Here is a 15,597-nt window from a genome sequence, read left to right on the forward strand (position 1 = left end):
ATTCGCCTCCGTCAGCCTTCGACCATCGTGACGCGATTGACTTCGGCGAGCGTCGTGCGTCCGTCGGCGACCGCGCGCAACGCGATGCCGCGCAGCGGCACGAAGCCGCTCTGATACGCGAGTTGCTTCAGCTCGACGATCGGCCGCCGCTCGACGAAGCATTGCTTGATCGCATCGTTCAGGCGCAGCACTTCCGCGATCGGCTGGCGTCCGAGATAGCCCGTGCGCCTGCACGCCTCGCAGCCCGCGCCTTTGCGGAAACGCCAGCCGGCGATCTCTTCGCGCGTGAGCGCCGAAGCGCGCAGCAGCGCGTCGTCGGGCGGATCGTCGTCGCGCACGCAATGCGGGCAGTTCTTGCGCATCAGCCGTTGCGCGACCGCGCCGAGCAGCGCGTCGACGAAACTGTGCATGTCGACGCCCATGTGCAGGAAGCGGTCGAGCACGGAGAAGACGTTGTTCGCGTGGACGGACGTCAGCACGAGGTGGCCGGTCAGCGCTGCCTGCACGGCGATGCCCGCCGTTTCGCCATCGCGGATTTCGCCGACGAGAATCTTGTCCGGATCGTGCCGCAGGATCGAGCGCAGGCCGCGCGCGAACGTGAGCCCTTTCTTGTCGTTGATGGGAATTTGCAGCACGCCCGGCAACTCGTATTCCACCGGATCTTCGATCGTGATGATCTTCTCGTCGCCGGTATTGATTTCGGTGAGCGTCGCGTAGAGCGTCGTCGATTTGCCCGAGCCGGTCGGCCCGGTCACGAGCAGGAGACCGTACGGCTCGTGCGCGATCGTGCGGATCGCCTCGACGATCTCCGGCTCGTGGCCGATCGAATCGAGCCGCAGCGCGGTGGCGCCGGCCTCGCCGCGTTGCTTGTCGAGCACGCGCAGCACGGCGTCTTCGCCGTGGATCGACGGCATGATCGAGACGCGAAAATCGATCTCGCGCTGATTGATGATCGCCTTGAAGCGCCCGTCCTGCGGAATGCGCCGCTCGCCGATATCGAGATCGGCCATGACCTTCAGGCGCGACAGCACTTGCTCGGCCGTGTCGATGCCCGGCGCGCTCGCCGTTTCCTGCAGCACGCCGTCGATGCGGTATTTGATGACGAGTCCCGCCGCCGTGCTTTCGATATGGATATCCGATGCGCGGGCCCGCAGCGCGTCGTACAGCGACGAATTGACGAGCCGGATCACGGGATGCACGTCGGCGGCGAGCGTGGCGAGCGTGATCTCGACGCCCGCATCGGCGCTCGCCGACGACTTGCCCTCGACGCTGATCTGCGTGAGCGCCTGATGCGCCGATTCATGCAGCGCGAGGTACGCCATCAGTTCGGCGGGCACGCAGAACGCGAACGCGAAGGGCTTCTTCACGCGGTTCATCGCCCAGGCGCGCATGTTGGCGTCGAAAGGGTCGGCGAGCACGAGCCACAAGTGCGCGCCGGGGTCGTCGGCGAGCAGGCACTTGCGCGACATCGCGTCGCCGAAAGAGAGCAGGTCGAAGCGCGGCGTGAGCGTTTCGAGCGCTTGCGCGTCGAAGCCGCGCAGGCCGAGCGTCGCCGTCACGTTATGCAGATAGTCGGCGGGATCGTGATCGGCATCGTCCCAGAATCGCTGCTGGCGCGTGCGCGTATCGGGCGCGATGTGCGCGGCTTGTTCCATGATTCACCCCACGGCTCCGGCCAGTTGGAAGATCGGCATGTAGAGCAGGAAGATGATCGTCCCGATGATGCTGCCCACCACCAGCATCAGGACGGGCTCGACCACGCGCATCAGCGTGTCGATCGCGCGGTCCAGCTCTTCGTCGCAAAACTCGGCCGAGCGCGTCACCATGCCGGCCAGCTCGCCGCTTTGCTCGCCCACGCGGATGAGCCGTTCGGCCACCGGCGTCGTCAGGTTCGCGGCGGGCAGCGCGCCGGAGAGCGGCTTGCCCGCGCGAATTTCGTCGAGCGCCTGCGCGAGCGCCGTCTGCAATTGCGCGGGCAAGACCTGCGCGGCGAGTTCCATCGACGTAACCATCGACATGCCGCCCGCGAGCAAGAGGCCGAGCGTGCGGTAGAAGCGCGTCAGCGCGAAGAGGCGCTGATAGTCCGCGAGCTTCGGCAGCCGCATGAACGCTTCGAAGAGCCGCGCGCGCACCTTCTCGCTGCGCAACGACAAGCCCGCGCCGACGATCGCGCCGACGACGCCCGCGAGCAGCAGCCCGCCGTGCGCCTCGACGAGATTTCCCCATGCGAGCATCACGCGCGCGGAGAACGGAATCTCCTTCATCGACGCGAACACCTGGCTGAACTTCGGGATCACGTAGAACGCGAGAAACAGGACGATGAGCGCGCCCGTCGCGATGACGATCGACGGATACACCATCGACGACACGACTTTCTTGCGCACCACGGAGAGCCGCGCGTCGTAGTGGTGATAGCGCTTGAGCGCCTCGGCGAGATGGCCGGTCTGTTCGGCGGAGGCCACGGTCGCGACGTAGAGCGGCGGAAAATGCGCGGGCTGCCGCTCGAGCGCGCGCGACAGCGGCTCGCCTTCGTAGAGCGCGGAAACGATCTGCGCGAGCACTGTGCGATTGAGCCCGTCGCGGCTCTTGTCGCGCAATGTCTCGACGGTCTCGACGAGGCTCAGGCCCGCTTCGAGCAGCGCGATCAGCTCTTGCGTGAAGAGCGCGCGCTCGAACACGGGCTTGCGGAACGTGAAGCCCCCCTTGCGCTTTTCGAGCGGCGTCGCTTCGATGAGCGACAGACCCATGTCGGCGACGCTCTGGCGCAACTGGGCGTCATCGGCGGCGTCGAGTTCCAGCTCCTGCTGGCCGCCGTCGCTTTCGACCCGTACGCGATATCGCATGGCGCTCACCGCGCGGATCATTTGGCGACGATGTCCGCGTCCTCGCCCGATCCGCCCGGCTTGCCGTCGGCGCCGTAGGTCATCAGGTCGTAATCCTTGCCGCCTTCGCCCGGCGATCGATAGATATACGGCTTGCCCCACGGATCGTTCGGAATCGCGCTGCTCATGTACGGACCTTCCCAGCCCGACGTGTTGCCGACGTTGGTCATCAGCGCGGCGAGGCCGGCGTCGGTGCCCGGATAGTGCCCGGTGTCCAGCCGATAACGGTCGAGCGCGCTTTCGATGCCCTTCATCTGCGATGCCGCCGTCTTGCTGCGCGCCTTGCCCACTTCGCCGAAGAGCTTCGGTCCGACATAGCCCGCCAATAGCGCGATGATGAGCAGCACCACCAGCAGTTCAAGCAAGGTGAAGCCGCGCCGGCGCAAGCCGATGCCGGTCTGCGTCAGCTTTCCCCTCAGTGCGGCAGCCTTCGTCAAATGGTTATACATGGCAGCCCCCGGCAGGTTCGGATCTCGGCGCCGCGCGCGTCTGCCCGGTCGGGCGATACGCGCGCGGCCCGTCGAGCATCACTTCAGTCCGTCGCTCATCACTTTCAGCAACTCGGCGTTGGGTCCGTCGCCGTCGAGTTCCCAGGCGAACGAGCCGCGCAGGTTCTGCGCTTTCACGTAGTCCATCTTGAGTTTCATGGTTCCGGGCGTGTCGTAGGACCACCAGGTGGTGCCGTCGAACTTGTACGCGGTTTTCGCGACCGGATGCTCGTACACCGTGCCGGCCGCGCTCTTCAGGAGGCGGTAGTCCTGGATGCCTTCCTCGTACTTGCCCGGCGCGGGCTTGGTGGCTTTCTGATACAGGCCGTCGCCTTGCGGACCCTTGGTGACGCCGGTCCAGCCGCGTCCGTAGAACGGCACGCCGACCACGATCTTCGATGTCGGCACGCCGCCTGCGAGCAGCGCCTTCACCGCTCCGTCGACGTTATAGGTCGGCGCATACTGGCCCGCCTTGTAGTTCGGGCTGTCGGGGTCGCCGTAGAGCGGCGCCTGGAAGTCGGTCGGCCCGTTGGTTTCCCATCCGCCGTGGAAGTCGTACGACATGATGTTGATCCAGTCGAGCGACTTGCTGTATTCGCCCGGCTCGGTCATCGCGATCTTGTCGCCGCCCGCGCCGATCGCGACCGTCAGCAGATAGCGCTTGCCGTTCTGGGCGCCGATGGCGTCGAGTTGCTTGCGGAACTCGGCGAGCAGCAGCGTGTAGTTCTTCTTGTCGTTCGGATCGACGGCGTTGTATGGCTGGCCGCCGCCGCCGGGGAATTCCCAGTCGATGTCGATGCCGTCGAACACGTCCGCGCCGATGCCGTCGCCGCCCGCGTTCGAGCCGGCGTCATAGGGCAGATTGCCCTTGATGTAGACGTCGATGCACGAGCTCACGAGCTGCTTGCGCAGCGCGTCGGTTGCCGCCGCTTTGCCGAACCATCGCGACCAGGTCCAGCCGCCGAGCGAAATGATCACCTTCAGGTTCGGATGCTTGGCCTTCAACTGCTTGAGCTGATTGAAGTTCCCTTTCAGCGGGCCGGCTCCGGCTTTGCCGTAGCGCGGATCGTTCGTCGGGAAGTCCCAGGTGTCGCCCTTGCCGCTGACGGCTTCGTTGGCGCCGAAGTTCTTTTGATAGTCGGCCCAGGCGTCGCCGCCGGTGCCTGCGTCCGCGGCGTTCGGATTGGTCGCGCCCGGCTCGGCCTTGTTGATGATGCCGCACTCGTAGCCGCCGTTCTTCTGGTAGAGGTTGCCGAACGCGTAGTTGATGAACGTGAGCATCGAGGCAGAGCCGGTCGTGTCGACGTCCTTGAGCTTGTAGTTGCGGTCGTAGATGCCCCACTGCGCGAAGTAGCCGCCGATTTCACGCGCCCCTGAGGGGGAGGGTGCGGGTGTGGGTGTGGGTGTCGGCGTCGGTGTTGGGGCCGGCGTTGGCACCGGCGTTGGCGTCGGTGTTGGAACCGGCGTGGGCGTCGGCGTTGGTGTTGGAACCGGCGTCGGCGTCGGCGTGGGCGTGGGCGTCGGCGTCGGCGTGGGCGTGGGCGTGGGCGTCGGAACGGGTGTTGGCGTCGGCGTCGGAACCGGCGTCGGCGCAGGAGCAGGAGCAGGCGACGGCCCGCCCGAGCACGCGCCGAGATCTTCCCATACGCCGTATTGCCCGGATTGCGCCGGATTTTCGCCCTGCGTCCACCACTTGTTTCGATAATTGCGGCCGTTGTACGTCACGCGCGTGCCCGCCGTCGCATAAGCCTGCGTCGACGACCACGCGTCATAACACGCGGAGCCCGACGGTGTCGGCGTGGGCGTCGGAGTCGGAGTCGGCGTTGGCGTTGGCGTGGGTGTTGGAGTCGGCGTTGGAGTCGGTGTCGGCGTGGGACTCGGGGTTGGAGTCGGTGTCGGCGTCGGCGTGCCGCCCGTTGCGCCGAGATCCTTCCACAACGTCGGCGTGGTGGAAGGCGTCCATCCCGCGCCGGGGTAGGCGGTATGCGATTGCAGCGCCTGATACGTGTGGCCGTTGTAAGTGACGGTGGCGCCTGCCGAATATGTGGTCCCTTCCTGCCACTCGGCGCCATTGGCGCTGACTGAATAGGCAACCAGCAATGCCAGCGTCAATGCGCTAATTTTGGAATGCTTAACAAGGCGATTCATGAGAATGGCCTCCTTTGTTTCGATTATGGTTGGTTTCGATTCTCTACATTGTCAAGCTGTTTGCCTCAAACGCCGCGCATTTCAAGCGCCTATACGCGGATATATTGATAATCCAAGCTTCTCCACTAAGCAAGTTGGAAATTGATGATTAGTTTTCCTTCTGGTTTTCTTATAGGCGTGCTTTTTACGCGACGCAAAGAATACTGCTTCGAAATATGGCACCGTCGATTTGAATATGCACGTCGCGAGTTCGACATCGGGCCGTTATTTTCAATCGGCATTCCGGCGATATGGATCGTTGATGCATGCAGCGATGCGAATGTGAAACGCGCCGCAGGTCCGTATGCGGGATCGCTTTAATCGCCTGCCGGTATATCGGCGTATCGGTGCGTCAGAACTGAACCGTGACGGCAACGATCGGTGGATAGTTTTCGCTGCCGGACACACTGGTCGATGCCGCCGCGCCCTTGACGTGAGATGCGTGCTCGATCGATTGCAACGATAGCGCCTCACCCGAAGCCGATCTCGCTTCGACGCCGACGCGATACGGCGTTTTGGTCCCGCCGCAATTCACCGCGACGCGGCTTGCCTGATCGATTTCGACAGGTGCGCCGGGCGTGACGATCGAGCAGGCATTTTCGATTGTCAGCGCGATGTCCATTTTGGCCGTGCCGCTTTTCGCGAAACCTTCGGGAGACACAGCAAGCGTTTCCGCCGCAATCAAGGCGGCGAATGCGGCATGGTAGAGCGAGTGACTTTTCATGAATGGACCCGAGGGGATATTGATTTTTCGCGCCATGCAACAGTGCATATGCGCGGGTGCTTTCTAAAAAGCCCCGCGCCTTTGAAAAAAGGAAACCGAAATGCTTAGAAAACCAGCGTCGCGGTGATGGTCGACGAATACGTGCCCGCAGCCGGCGTGTCTTGCGACGGCACGCGGCCATAAACCGTGATGCTCTGGCTCGAGCCGTCGCCCGTGCCTGCGACCGTGTCGCTGTCCACCGTATTGCCCCAGACCTGCGTGCGCGCCGTATCCCGATACAGATTGAATTCGACCGATGCATCGCCGGCCGCGTTGCTCATCTTGCGGTCCGCGACAGTCGAGCCGTTCGCGGTGCCCGCGTCGAGCGCGACGCTGTAGGCCGTGCCCTTGGTGCATGTGACCGAGAGCGTCGTCGTCTGATCGAGGTTGTTGCTGATCACACCGGTGCTGCCGAAATTCAGCGGGTTCGCGGCGATGGAGCAGTCGTCCTGCACGGTCAGCGTGACATCGAAGGTCGCGCTCTTGCTGGCGGCCATTGCATTGGGCGAAGCGACGACGCCGAGCGTGGCGGCGCCGGCAACGATGGCGATGACGGCGGCTTTGCTGAACAGATTGCGCATGAGAATCTCCGGTATCAGATTGACGACGCCGATTGCGTTTGGCGTCGCGAGAACATGAGCAAATGATAGGGAGCGCGCGTCTAAGACTGAATGAGACGACTCTTATTTGAGATGGTGAAACGAGCGGTTTCGCCGGATGGCATTGTGCTGACGCGTTTATCGAGATGCCGACGCTACATGTGAAAACGGCCTCCCGAAGGAGGCCGCCTGGCTGCCGGAGACGACGTGGATTCAGATCAGTCCTTCGGCCTTGAGCGCGGCCTGCACGCCCGGGCGCGCGCCGACACGCGCCTGATACGCGACGAGCGCGGGCCACTTGCCGAGGTCGAGATCGATATGCTTCGCCCAGCTCAAAACCGTGAACAGATACGCATCGCCGATGCTGAATTCGTTGCCGAGCAGGAACTGCTTGTCATCGACTTGCTGCGCGACGTAGGCGAGACGGCGTTCGAGATTGGCCATCGCCGCGGCCTTCCAGTCGCTGCTTGCGGCCGGGTTGAAGAACGGCGAGAAGTTCTTGTGCAGTTCCGTGCCGATGAACGTGAGCCAGCTTTGCAGACGGTACCGCGCCATCGCATCGTTGAGCGGCGCGAGATGCTTCGCCGGAACCTGATCGGCGATGTATTGCATGATCGCCGGGCCTTCGGTCAGCAGTTCCCCGTTGTCGAGCAGGAGCGCGGGCACGTAACCCTTCGCGTTGATCTTGGTGAAATCCGCGCCGCTCGCGGTGAGCTTGGTCTTGAGATCGACGGCTTCGGTTTCGTAGGCGAGCCCGGATTCTTCGAGCGCGATGTGCGACGCGAGGGAACAGGCGCCTGCCTTGTAGAACAGTTTCAAAACAATTCCTCCAGGATGAGTCGCACGATTATGAACGATGTCGTGCTTGCGCAGCATCCGCTATCGCGAAACGAATTGTGTCGTTTGATGAAAGATCGAACCGCGATCAATCGAGGATGAAATCGCGCGAGGATGCGACGGTCTTCGGCGGCATCGGGAAGTCGGGGTCGGCGGCCATGTCGTGCAGCGCGGCTTCGATCGCGTCGCAGATGGCGTTCAACGCGAGATCGTTTTCCTCGAGGCCGAACGGATCTTCGATCTGCGCGGCGATCGCCTCCAGCGCCATGAACGCATACGCGACGAGCAACGCGAAAAGCGGCGTGAGCAGGCCGGCGCCATCGACGAGGCCGAACGGCAGCATCACGCAGAAGAGGTAGATCGTGCGGTGAATCATCACCGAGTAGGAGAAGGGCAGCGGCGTGGAGGCGATGCGCTCGCATCCGCCGATCACATCCGAAAGCGCGTTCAGATTGTGCTGAATCGCGAGGACGGCATAGCCGTCGAGCGCGTCTTCCCGCTTGCGTTCGGCGACCCATTCGCCGAGCCAGAGCAGAATCAGCGCGGGCCGGAACTTCGCGGCGGCCACGCGTGCGTGCAGTTCAGGCGAGAGGCGGGGCGCGAGATCGGCGAGCGCGTCGGTGTTGCGCAGTTGATGTCTCAACGCGTGAGGCAGCGCGCCGAGCGCGGACAGAAAACGTCGCTCCTCAGCGCGGTCGCGATTGTCCGGCAGCGACAGCGCCTGCTGCGCCAGCGCGCGCGATGTGTTGAGCAGCGTGCCCCACAGCTTGCGGCCTTCCCACCATCGCTCGTAACTCGCGCTATTGCGGAAACCGAGAAACACCGCGAGCGCGATGCCGACGAGCGCGAACGGCGGCGTGCCGAGCCCGAGCGGATAGTGCCGCATGTGGTCGTGCATGAAGATCGCCGCGAGCGACAGCGCGAAGATCAGCCCGAGGCGCGGCAGCAGTTGCGGCAGCACGGAGCCGCGCCACACGAACAGCAGCCGGAACCAGTTGAGCTTGGGGCGAATGATCATGGACGAGCTTGCCGGTGAAACCGCAATGAATTTCCGATTATCTCGAAAATAAGGTGCATCGCGCGCGAGACATGACGTCGCGTGCGGAAACGAAAAGGCCGTCCTTGCGAACGGCCTTCGAGATCAGCAACGCGAGAATGCGATCAGAGCGCCGCGCGCGCCGCCTTCGCCGCCGCGCGCACCTGATCCGGCGCGGTGCCGCCCGGATGATTGCGGCTCGCGACCGAGCCTTCGAGCGTCAGATAGTCGAACACGTCTTCGCCGATCAGATGCGCGACGTTCGGCAGTTCGATACGCATCGCGTCGAGCGACAGGTCCGCGATATCGCAGCCGCGATCGTCGCAGATACGCACCGCGTGCGCGACGGCTTCGTGCGCGTCGCGAAACGGCAGGCCGCGCTTCACGAGATAGTCGGCGAGATCGGTGGCGGTCGAGAAGCCTTGCAGCGCGGCCGCGCGCATCGCCTGCGGCTTCACCGTGATGCCTGCGGCCATTTCCGCGAAGATGCGCAGCGTATCCGCGACCGTATCGACGGTATCGAACAGCGGCTCCTTGTCTTCCTGATTGTCCTTGTTGTAGGCGAGCGGCTGGCCTTTCATCAGCGTGAGCAGCGCCATCAGATGGCCGTTCACGCGGCCCGTCTTGCCGCGCGCGAGTTCGGGCACGTCGGGATTCTTCTTCTGCGGCATGATCGACGAACCCGTGCAGAAACGGTCCGCCAGGTCGATGAAGCCGACGCGCGGGCTCATCCACAGCACGAGTTCTTCGGAGAAGCGCGACACGTGCGTCATGACGAGCGCGGCCGCCGCCGTGAATTCGATCGCGAAGTCGCGGTCGGACACGGCGTCGAGCGAATTCGCGCAGATGCCGTCGAAGCCGAGCGCCGCCGCGACCGCGTGACGGTCGATCGGATAGCTCGTGCCCGCGAGCGCCGCCGCGCCCAGCGGCAGACGGTTCACGCGACGGCGCAGATCGCGCATGCGCTCGGCATCGCGCGAGAACATTTCGACATAGGCCAAAAGGTGATGCCCGAACGTGACCGGCTGCGCGACCTGCAGGTGCGTGAAGCCCGGCATGATGGTGTCGGCATGCTTTTCGGCCATGTCGATGAGCGCGACGCGCAACTCCTTCAGCAGCTCGCCGATGCGGTCGATTTCGCCGCGCAGCCACAGGCGGATGTCGGTCGCGACCTGATCGTTGCGCGAGCGGCCGGTGTGCAGGCGCTTGCCCGCATCGCCGATCAGCGCCGTCAGGCGCGCCTCGATGTTCAGATGCACGTCTTCCAGATCCAGCTTCCACTCGAACTCGCCGCGCTCGATTTCGCCCTTGATCTGCGCCATGCCGCGCTCGATGGCGGCGAGGTCGTCGGCGCTGATGATCTTCTGCGCCGCAAGCATGGACGCGTGCGCGAGCGAGCCTTGAATGTCGACGAGCGCGAGCCGGTTGTCGAAGAACACCGACGACGTGTAGCGCTTGACGAGCTCCGACATCGGCTCGGAGAAGCGAGCCGACCAGGCTTCGCCTTTTTTGTGGAGTTGGGACGTCATGGTGATGTTTTCAGCGGTTCGGGCTTCGGGAAGTCGACAATTTTAACATTCGGCACTATTCCGATCCGACCAGAATCACGAGCTTCAAATCCTCGCGATGCGCGGGCTTGAACGTGATCTGATTGAACACGACGCGCCCGCGCGACGGATGATTGAACGCGCGCTCGCCGCCTTCGCGCTCGAACACGTCCTGCGACGCCCAGTAGCGCGCGAAGGCATCGCTCGCGGCGGAGAGATCGTCGATGAGCGCGCGCGTCGGCGCATCGTTCAGATGGCGGATCGAATCGGCGCGGAATTCGGCCGCGAGACGCCGCGCGCGCGTTTCCCAGTCGACGATCAGCGCGCGCGCCGCCGGCGACGTGAACGTGTACGTGAGCAGATTGCGGTCGTGCTCGCCGTCGAGCCAGCCGACGAACAGCGCCGACGCATGCTCGTTCCAGCGCAGCGCGTTCCACTGACGATCGAGCACGTAGGCGGGCGCGGCGATCAGCCCGACGGTCTGGAGCAGCGCGGCGGGCGCGTCCTGCGAAGCCGGATCGGGCTCGGCGGGATCGCGCTGGGCGGCGAGCTCGAAAAGATACGCACGTTCGGCGCGCGACAGTTGCAGCGCGACGGCGATGCGCGCGAGGGCATCGGCGGAAGCGGACACGGGCCGGCCTTGCTCGATCCAGGTGTACCAGGTCGGGCTCACGCCGCACAGTTGCGCGACTTCTTCGCGGCGCAAGCCGGGCGTGCGGCGGCGCGGGCCGGGCGCGAGTCCGACCGCTTGCGGCGAGAGCCTTTCGCGATGCGCGCGGATGAACTCGCCGAGCGCGTGCGCGGACGTTTCGGCGAGGGTTTCGTTCTTGTCGATGTGATTCATGCGTGGCAGGTGGTGTACATACCAGAATAACTGCACAACTTGTACTGGTACAAAGCGGGTTCTATTGTAGCGACACAAGACCACGACGAAACCGGAGCCCACGATGAAACACCACGATCAGGTCGCAGACGCATTCGGCAGCACCGCTGCCGCGTATCTCACGAGCGCCGTCCATGCGAGCGGCGCGGATCTGCAGAATCTCTCCGCGACGTTCGCGGCCACTTGCGGCAACGCGCGCGTGCTGGACATGGGATGCGGCGCGGGACACGCGAGCTTTGCGATCGCGCCGCACGTGCGCGAAGTGGTGGCGTACGACATCGCCCCGCAGATGCTCGCGACCGTGGAAGCCGCCGCGAAGGAACGCGGCCTGACGACGATTCGCACGCAGCAGGGCGCGGCCGAAACGCTGCCGTTCGCGGATGCGTCGTTCGACTGGGCCGTGAGCCGGATGAGCGCGCATCATTGGCGCGACGTTTCGTCAGCGCTTGCCGAAGTGCATCGCGTGTTGAAGCCTGGCGGGCGGCTGAAGTTCATCGATATCGCGGGCATCGACGATCCGCTCTACGACACGCACATTCAGGCGATCGAAATCCTGCGCGATGCGTCGCATATCCGTGACTATCGCGCCGACGAATGGATCGCGATGCTCGATGCCGCCGGTTTCGATGCGCAAATCGCCGAGCGCTGGCGCATCCCGCTGGAATTCGAGTCGTGGGTGACGCGGATGCGTACGCCGGCCGAGCGCGTGACGGCCATCAGATCGATGTGGGCGAGCGCGCCGGATGAGGTGCGGCAGTATTTCAACGTGAAGGATGATTGCTCGTTCGAGCTCGATGCGGTGATGGTGGAGGGGAAGCGGCGTGGTTGAAGATTGTTGGATGTCGCTCGATCCTCGGGTTCGTGTCGGTGACGGTTGTTGGTGTCGCCGGATCCCGTTTTCTTAGTGGTCTATAAGCACTGCGCCGCACAGGGGCAACGCCAATAGACCGACACGAAATCGGGATCCGCCGAAACCCACGCATACATCGAGGCAACGTTGCATCCCGAACCAAAACGCCCCGCCAAGGGAAGGCATCAGCCGGTATTACGCAACCCCGCGGCAATCCCGTTGATCGTCAAATGAATCCCGCGCCGCAGCCGCACGTTCTGATCGCCCGCGCGGTGACGCTTCAACAGCTCCACTTGCAAGTGATTGAGCGGATCGAGATAAGGGAAGCGGTTCTTGATCGAACGCGCGAGCAGCGGGTTGTCCGAAAGACGATCGATCTTGCCGGTAATTTCGCCGAGCACGTCGCACGTGCGCTGATGCTCCGCGACGATCTTGTCGAACACGGTCTTGCGCAGCTTCTTGTCGGTGACGAGCTGCGCATAGCGCGACGCGACGGCGAGATCGGTCTTCGCGAGCACCATGTCCATGTTCGACAGCAGGTTCTTGAAGAACGGCCACGTCTTGTGCATCTTGCGCAGCGTCGCGAGACGTTTCGCGCGTTCATCGTCGGAACCGGCGCGGTCGAGATACGCCGTCACCGCGCTGCCGAAGCCGTACCAGCCCGTCAGCAAGAGACGGCACTGGCCCCACGAGAAGCCCCACGGAATCGCGCGCAGATCCTCGATCTTGCGCTGCTTCGGATCCTGCAGCTTGCGCGACGCCGGCCGGCTGCCGATGTTCAGCTCCGCGATCTCCGAAATCGGCGTCGACAGGAAGAAGTAGTCGGTGAAGCCCGGCGTCTCGTAGACGAGCGCGCGATACGCGGCCATCGCGGAATCGGAGAGCGTCTGCATCGCCGCTTCGAATTGCGGCAACTGCGCGGGCGCGTTCTCGTGCGGCAACAGCGATGCTTCCAGCGTCGCGGCGACGACCGTCTCCAGATTGCGCCGCCCGATTTCCGCGTTCGCGAACTTGCTCGCAATCACTTCGCCTTGCTCGGTCAGGCGGATTTGCCCGTCGACGGTGCCGGGCGGCTGCGACAGAATCGCCTGATACGTCGGGCCGCCGCCGCGTCCGACCGTGCCGCCGCGTCCGTGGAAGAGGCGCAGCGTCGTGCCACGCTCCTTGAACAGCGTGACGAGCGCCAGTTCCGCGCGATACAGCTCCCAGTTCGACGTGAGGAAACCGCCGTCCTTGTTGCTGTCCGAATAGCCGAGCATCACTTCCTGCTCGTTGCCCTGATTTTCGATGAGCTTGTCGATGCCCGGCAGCGCGAAGAATTCGCCCATGATGACCGGCGCGTTGCGCAAGTCGGCGATGGTCTCGAAGAGCGGAATGACCATCAGGCCGTCGCGCGGGGAATCGTCCTTCGCGCCGAGATAGCCTTGCAGCACGCCCGTTTCCTTCTGCAGCAACATCACTTCCAGCAAGTCGCTGACGGTCTCCGTATGCGAAATGATGTAGTTGCGCACCGCGCGCGCGCCGAACTTCGCGCGCGTCTCGCGGGCCGCTTCGAGCACGCCGAGCTCGCTTTTCGCGAGATCGGAATAGTGCGCGTAGGGAAGGCGCAGCGGGCGCGGCTGCGCGAGCTCCTTCAGCAGCACTTCGCGCTTCTGCTCTTCGGTGAGCGACGCGTAATCCTCGACGACGCCCGCACGCGCGAGCAGCTCGCTCACGACGGCCTCGTGAATGTCCGAGCTTTGCCGCAGGTCGATGCTCGCGAGATGGAAGCCGAACACTTCGGCGGCGCGCGCGAGCGGCGACAGACGCAGGCTCGACATCGACGCGCCGTGATGCTCCGCGAGCGAATCGATCAGCACGTGCAGGTCGCGCACGAATTCGGAGGCATCGGCGTAGGGCGTCGCGCGAATCTGCGGTGCGCCCGGACCCGCGCTGCGCACGGTCACGACGCCTTCGCCGAGCCGCACGCGCGCGCTCGCCGCAAGCCGCGTGTAGATGCCGATGAGCGCGCGCCGATACGGCTCGTCCTTGCGATGCGGCGACTGGTCGGGCGAGGCATCGGCGAGTGCTTTCAGGGCATCGCTCGAACCGGCGAGCAGGTCCGACACGGACAATTCCGCGCCGAGCTTGTGCGTCTCTTCCAGATAGTGTTCGAAGATGACGATCGCCTGACGCGTGATCGCGTTTTCGAGCGTTTCGCCGGTGACGAACGGATTGCCGTCGCGGTCGCCGCCGATCCAGCTTCCCATCTGAAAGAACGGCGGCAGGCGCACGGGCAGGCCGTGTTCCGCGAGCGCGGCTTCGATATCGGCGTAGAGCGCGGGAATTTCGGCGAGAAAGGTCGCGCGATAGTAAGACAGCGCGTTGTCGATTTCATCGGCGACGGAAAGGCGCGCGTCGCGCAACATGCGCGTCTGCCACAGCGACGTCACGCGTGCGCGCAGCACCGCTTCGTTCTGTGCGCGTTCGCGCGCGGTCAGTTCCTGATCGCGCTCGGCGAGCAGACGCGCGATATCGTGTTGCGCGTCGAGAATGCTCTTGCGCGAGACTTCGGTCGGATGCGCGGTGAGGACGGGCACGATCAGCGCATCGCCGAAAAATCTCTCGAGCAGCTTGCGCGTCGCGCTGATGTTCTTGTGCTCGCGCATGCGCTCGATCGCATACGCGATGGTGCCCGGCTGCGAACCCGAGCCCGCGAGCGCGTGAATGCGCCGCCGGCGATTGTGATGGCGGTCTTCGGCGATGTTCGCGAGATGCGAGAAGTAGCTGAACGCACGCACGACCGACACCGTCTGTTCCGGCGACAGCGCGCGCAGCTTCTTTTCGAGCGTCTGGGAGGCTTCGACGTCGTCCTCGCGGCGGAACTTCACGGCCGTCTGACGAATGGCCTCGACGACCTCGAACACGGCGTCGCCTTCCTGCTCGCGCAGCACTTCGCCGAGCACACGCCCGAGAAAGCGGATGTCTTCGAAGAGCGGGCGGTCCTTGTCGTCGCGCGTGCGGCTCGCGGGCTTCGTGGGCTTCGCGGCTTTCGCGACGGCCGCGCCGTTGGGGCGCGGCGTTTTGAGCTTCGTCGGCGCGGTCTTGGTCGCGATGGCTTTCTTCGCGAGCTTCGGCGCGATGGCGGCTTTCGAAGCCTTCGCGGCCGTCGCGGCCTTCGTCGTGACGATGGGCGACGACGCCGCGCGCGGCGCGTCGGAGGAGGAAGACTTGGGCAATGCGGCGTTGCGGCGCGCCGGGCGAGCCGATCCGGATGACGTCACGTTGGGTTCCTCTCGAAAGCTGCGAAGCCAGGGTACATCGACATGATCCGGCGACCTCGACGGGCGCCGCATCGGCAGAAAATCGCGGGCCGCGCGAACGGCCGTGCGTCAAACCGGCGACAGCATGCCGCGGCATTCTTCGCGCCCCGAAGCGTTCATCGCGCGCGACGCGGCCGGGGCCGTCGTTCACGCCGCTACGAACACACCACGGACGCCCCGAAAGGCGCATCGGACAAGGCTCTCGCGCGCTGCCCGGGTGTCG

The 15,597-nt window shown here is 64.5% G+C and carries 12 protein-coding genes; 1 reads left to right on the forward strand and 11 read right to left on the reverse strand.

The genetic code is table 11. The features are described 5' to 3' along the window. Positions 1 to 11: 11 nt before the first annotated feature. From NCR93_RS03595 to NCR93_RS03640, 10 genes are all read right to left on the reverse strand, one after another. A complete protein-coding gene (locus NCR93_RS03595) occupies positions 12 to 1,655 on the reverse strand; it encodes a GspE/PulE family protein (protein ID WP_008351022.1) in 1,644 nt (547 codons plus the stop codon). Positions 1,656 to 1,658: 3 nt separating this feature from the next. After that, positions 1,659 to 2,843 carry a type II secretion system F family protein gene (locus NCR93_RS03600; protein ID WP_175981736.1) on the reverse strand — a complete coding sequence of 395 codons (1,185 nt, stop codon included), beginning with the start codon at positions 2,841 to 2,843 and terminating at the stop codon, positions 1,659 to 1,661. A 17-nt stretch (positions 2,844 to 2,860) separates the two neighbouring features. Then, positions 2,861 to 3,331, reverse strand: coding sequence for a type II secretion system major pseudopilin GspG (gspG, locus tag NCR93_RS03605; protein ID WP_008351020.1), 471 nt, complete (start codon positions 3,329 to 3,331; stop codon positions 2,861 to 2,863). 78 nt (positions 3,332 to 3,409) lie between these two features. Next, complete coding sequence (locus NCR93_RS03610) at positions 3,410 to 5,518, reverse strand: glycosyl hydrolase family 18 protein (RefSeq protein WP_175981738.1); 2,109 nt, start codon at positions 5,516 to 5,518, stop codon at positions 3,410 to 3,412. Between the two features lie 391 nt (positions 5,519 to 5,909). Beyond that, a complete protein-coding gene (locus NCR93_RS03615; protein ID WP_152563197.1) occupies positions 5,910 to 6,317 on the reverse strand; it encodes a hypothetical protein in 408 nt (135 codons plus the stop codon). A gap of 68 nt (positions 6,318 to 6,385) precedes the next feature. Then, positions 6,386 to 6,901: a Csu type fimbrial protein gene (locus NCR93_RS03620; RefSeq protein ID WP_008351013.1), complete on the reverse strand. Its 516-nt coding sequence runs from the start codon at positions 6,899 to 6,901 to the stop codon at positions 6,386 to 6,388. A 231-nt stretch (positions 6,902 to 7,132) separates the two neighbouring features. Continuing rightward, positions 7,133 to 7,738 carry a glutathione transferase GstA gene (gstA, locus tag NCR93_RS03625; protein ID WP_008351011.1) on the reverse strand — a complete coding sequence of 202 codons (606 nt, stop codon included), beginning with the start codon at positions 7,736 to 7,738 and terminating at the stop codon, positions 7,133 to 7,135. A 106-nt stretch (positions 7,739 to 7,844) separates the two neighbouring features. Further along, positions 7,845 to 8,774, reverse strand: coding sequence for a bestrophin family protein (locus NCR93_RS03630; RefSeq protein WP_008351010.1), 930 nt, complete (start codon positions 8,772 to 8,774; stop codon positions 7,845 to 7,847). Positions 8,775 to 8,917: 143 nt separating this feature from the next. Beyond that, positions 8,918 to 10,321 (reverse strand): argininosuccinate lyase, encoded by a 1,404-nt coding sequence (gene argH, locus NCR93_RS03635; RefSeq protein WP_008351007.1) that lies wholly within the window; start codon positions 10,319 to 10,321, stop codon positions 8,918 to 8,920. Between the two features lie 55 nt (positions 10,322 to 10,376). Next, positions 10,377 to 11,183, reverse strand: a complete 807-nt coding sequence (locus tag NCR93_RS03640; RefSeq protein ID WP_175981740.1) for a helix-turn-helix transcriptional regulator — start codon at positions 11,181 to 11,183, stop codon at positions 10,377 to 10,379. A gap of 103 nt (positions 11,184 to 11,286) precedes the next feature. Between NCR93_RS03640 and NCR93_RS03645 the strand changes: the two genes are divergently transcribed. Continuing rightward, positions 11,287 to 12,051 carry a class I SAM-dependent methyltransferase gene (locus tag NCR93_RS03645; protein WP_008351004.1) on the forward strand — a complete coding sequence of 255 codons (765 nt, stop codon included), beginning with the start codon at positions 11,287 to 11,289 and terminating at the stop codon, positions 12,049 to 12,051. Between the two features lie 206 nt (positions 12,052 to 12,257). On the opposite strand, the gene ppc is transcribed toward NCR93_RS03645, so the two are convergent. Further along, positions 12,258 to 15,335 (reverse strand): phosphoenolpyruvate carboxylase, encoded by a 3,078-nt coding sequence (gene ppc / locus NCR93_RS03650; RefSeq protein ID WP_175981741.1) that lies wholly within the window; start codon positions 15,333 to 15,335, stop codon positions 12,258 to 12,260. Positions 15,336 to 15,597 lie beyond the last annotated feature (262 nt).

It is taken from the genome of Caballeronia sp. ATUFL_F1_KS39, assembly GCF_023630985.1.
GTDB classification, from domain to species: Bacteria; Pseudomonadota; Gammaproteobacteria; order Burkholderiales; family Burkholderiaceae; genus Caballeronia; species Caballeronia zhejiangensis.

What these genes read in the sequence shown, in the direction of transcription:
- NCR93_RS03645 (WP_008351004.1), top strand. Translation starts at nt 11,287, where the DNA reads ATGAAACACCACGATCAGGTCGCAGACGCATTCGGCAGCACCGCTGCC.
- NCR93_RS03610 (WP_175981738.1), bottom strand. Translation starts at nt 5,518, where the DNA reads ATGAATCGCCTTGTTAAGCATTCCAAAATTAGCGCATTGACGCTGGCA.
- NCR93_RS03640 (WP_175981740.1), bottom strand. Translation starts at nt 11,183, where the DNA reads ATGAATCACATCGACAAGAACGAAACCCTCGCCGAAACGTCCGCGCAC.
- argH (WP_008351007.1), bottom strand. Translation starts at nt 10,321, where the DNA reads ATGACGTCCCAACTCCACAAAAAAGGCGAAGCCTGGTCGGCTCGCTTC.
- NCR93_RS03630 (WP_008351010.1), bottom strand. Translation starts at nt 8,774, where the DNA reads ATGATCATTCGCCCCAAGCTCAACTGGTTCCGGCTGCTGTTCGTGTGG.
- NCR93_RS03595 (WP_008351022.1), bottom strand. Translation starts at nt 1,655, where the DNA reads ATGGAACAAGCCGCGCACATCGCGCCCGATACGCGCACGCGCCAGCAG.
- NCR93_RS03620 (WP_008351013.1), bottom strand. Translation starts at nt 6,901, where the DNA reads ATGCGCAATCTGTTCAGCAAAGCCGCCGTCATCGCCATCGTTGCCGGC.
- NCR93_RS03615 (WP_152563197.1), bottom strand. Translation starts at nt 6,317, where the DNA reads ATGGCGCGAAAAATCAATATCCCCTCGGGTCCATTCATGAAAAGTCAC.
- gspG (WP_008351020.1), bottom strand. Translation starts at nt 3,331, where the DNA reads ATGTATAACCATTTGACGAAGGCTGCCGCACTGAGGGGAAAGCTGACG.
- NCR93_RS03600 (WP_175981736.1), bottom strand. Translation starts at nt 2,843, where the DNA reads ATGCGATATCGCGTACGGGTCGAAAGCGACGGCGGCCAGCAGGAGCTG.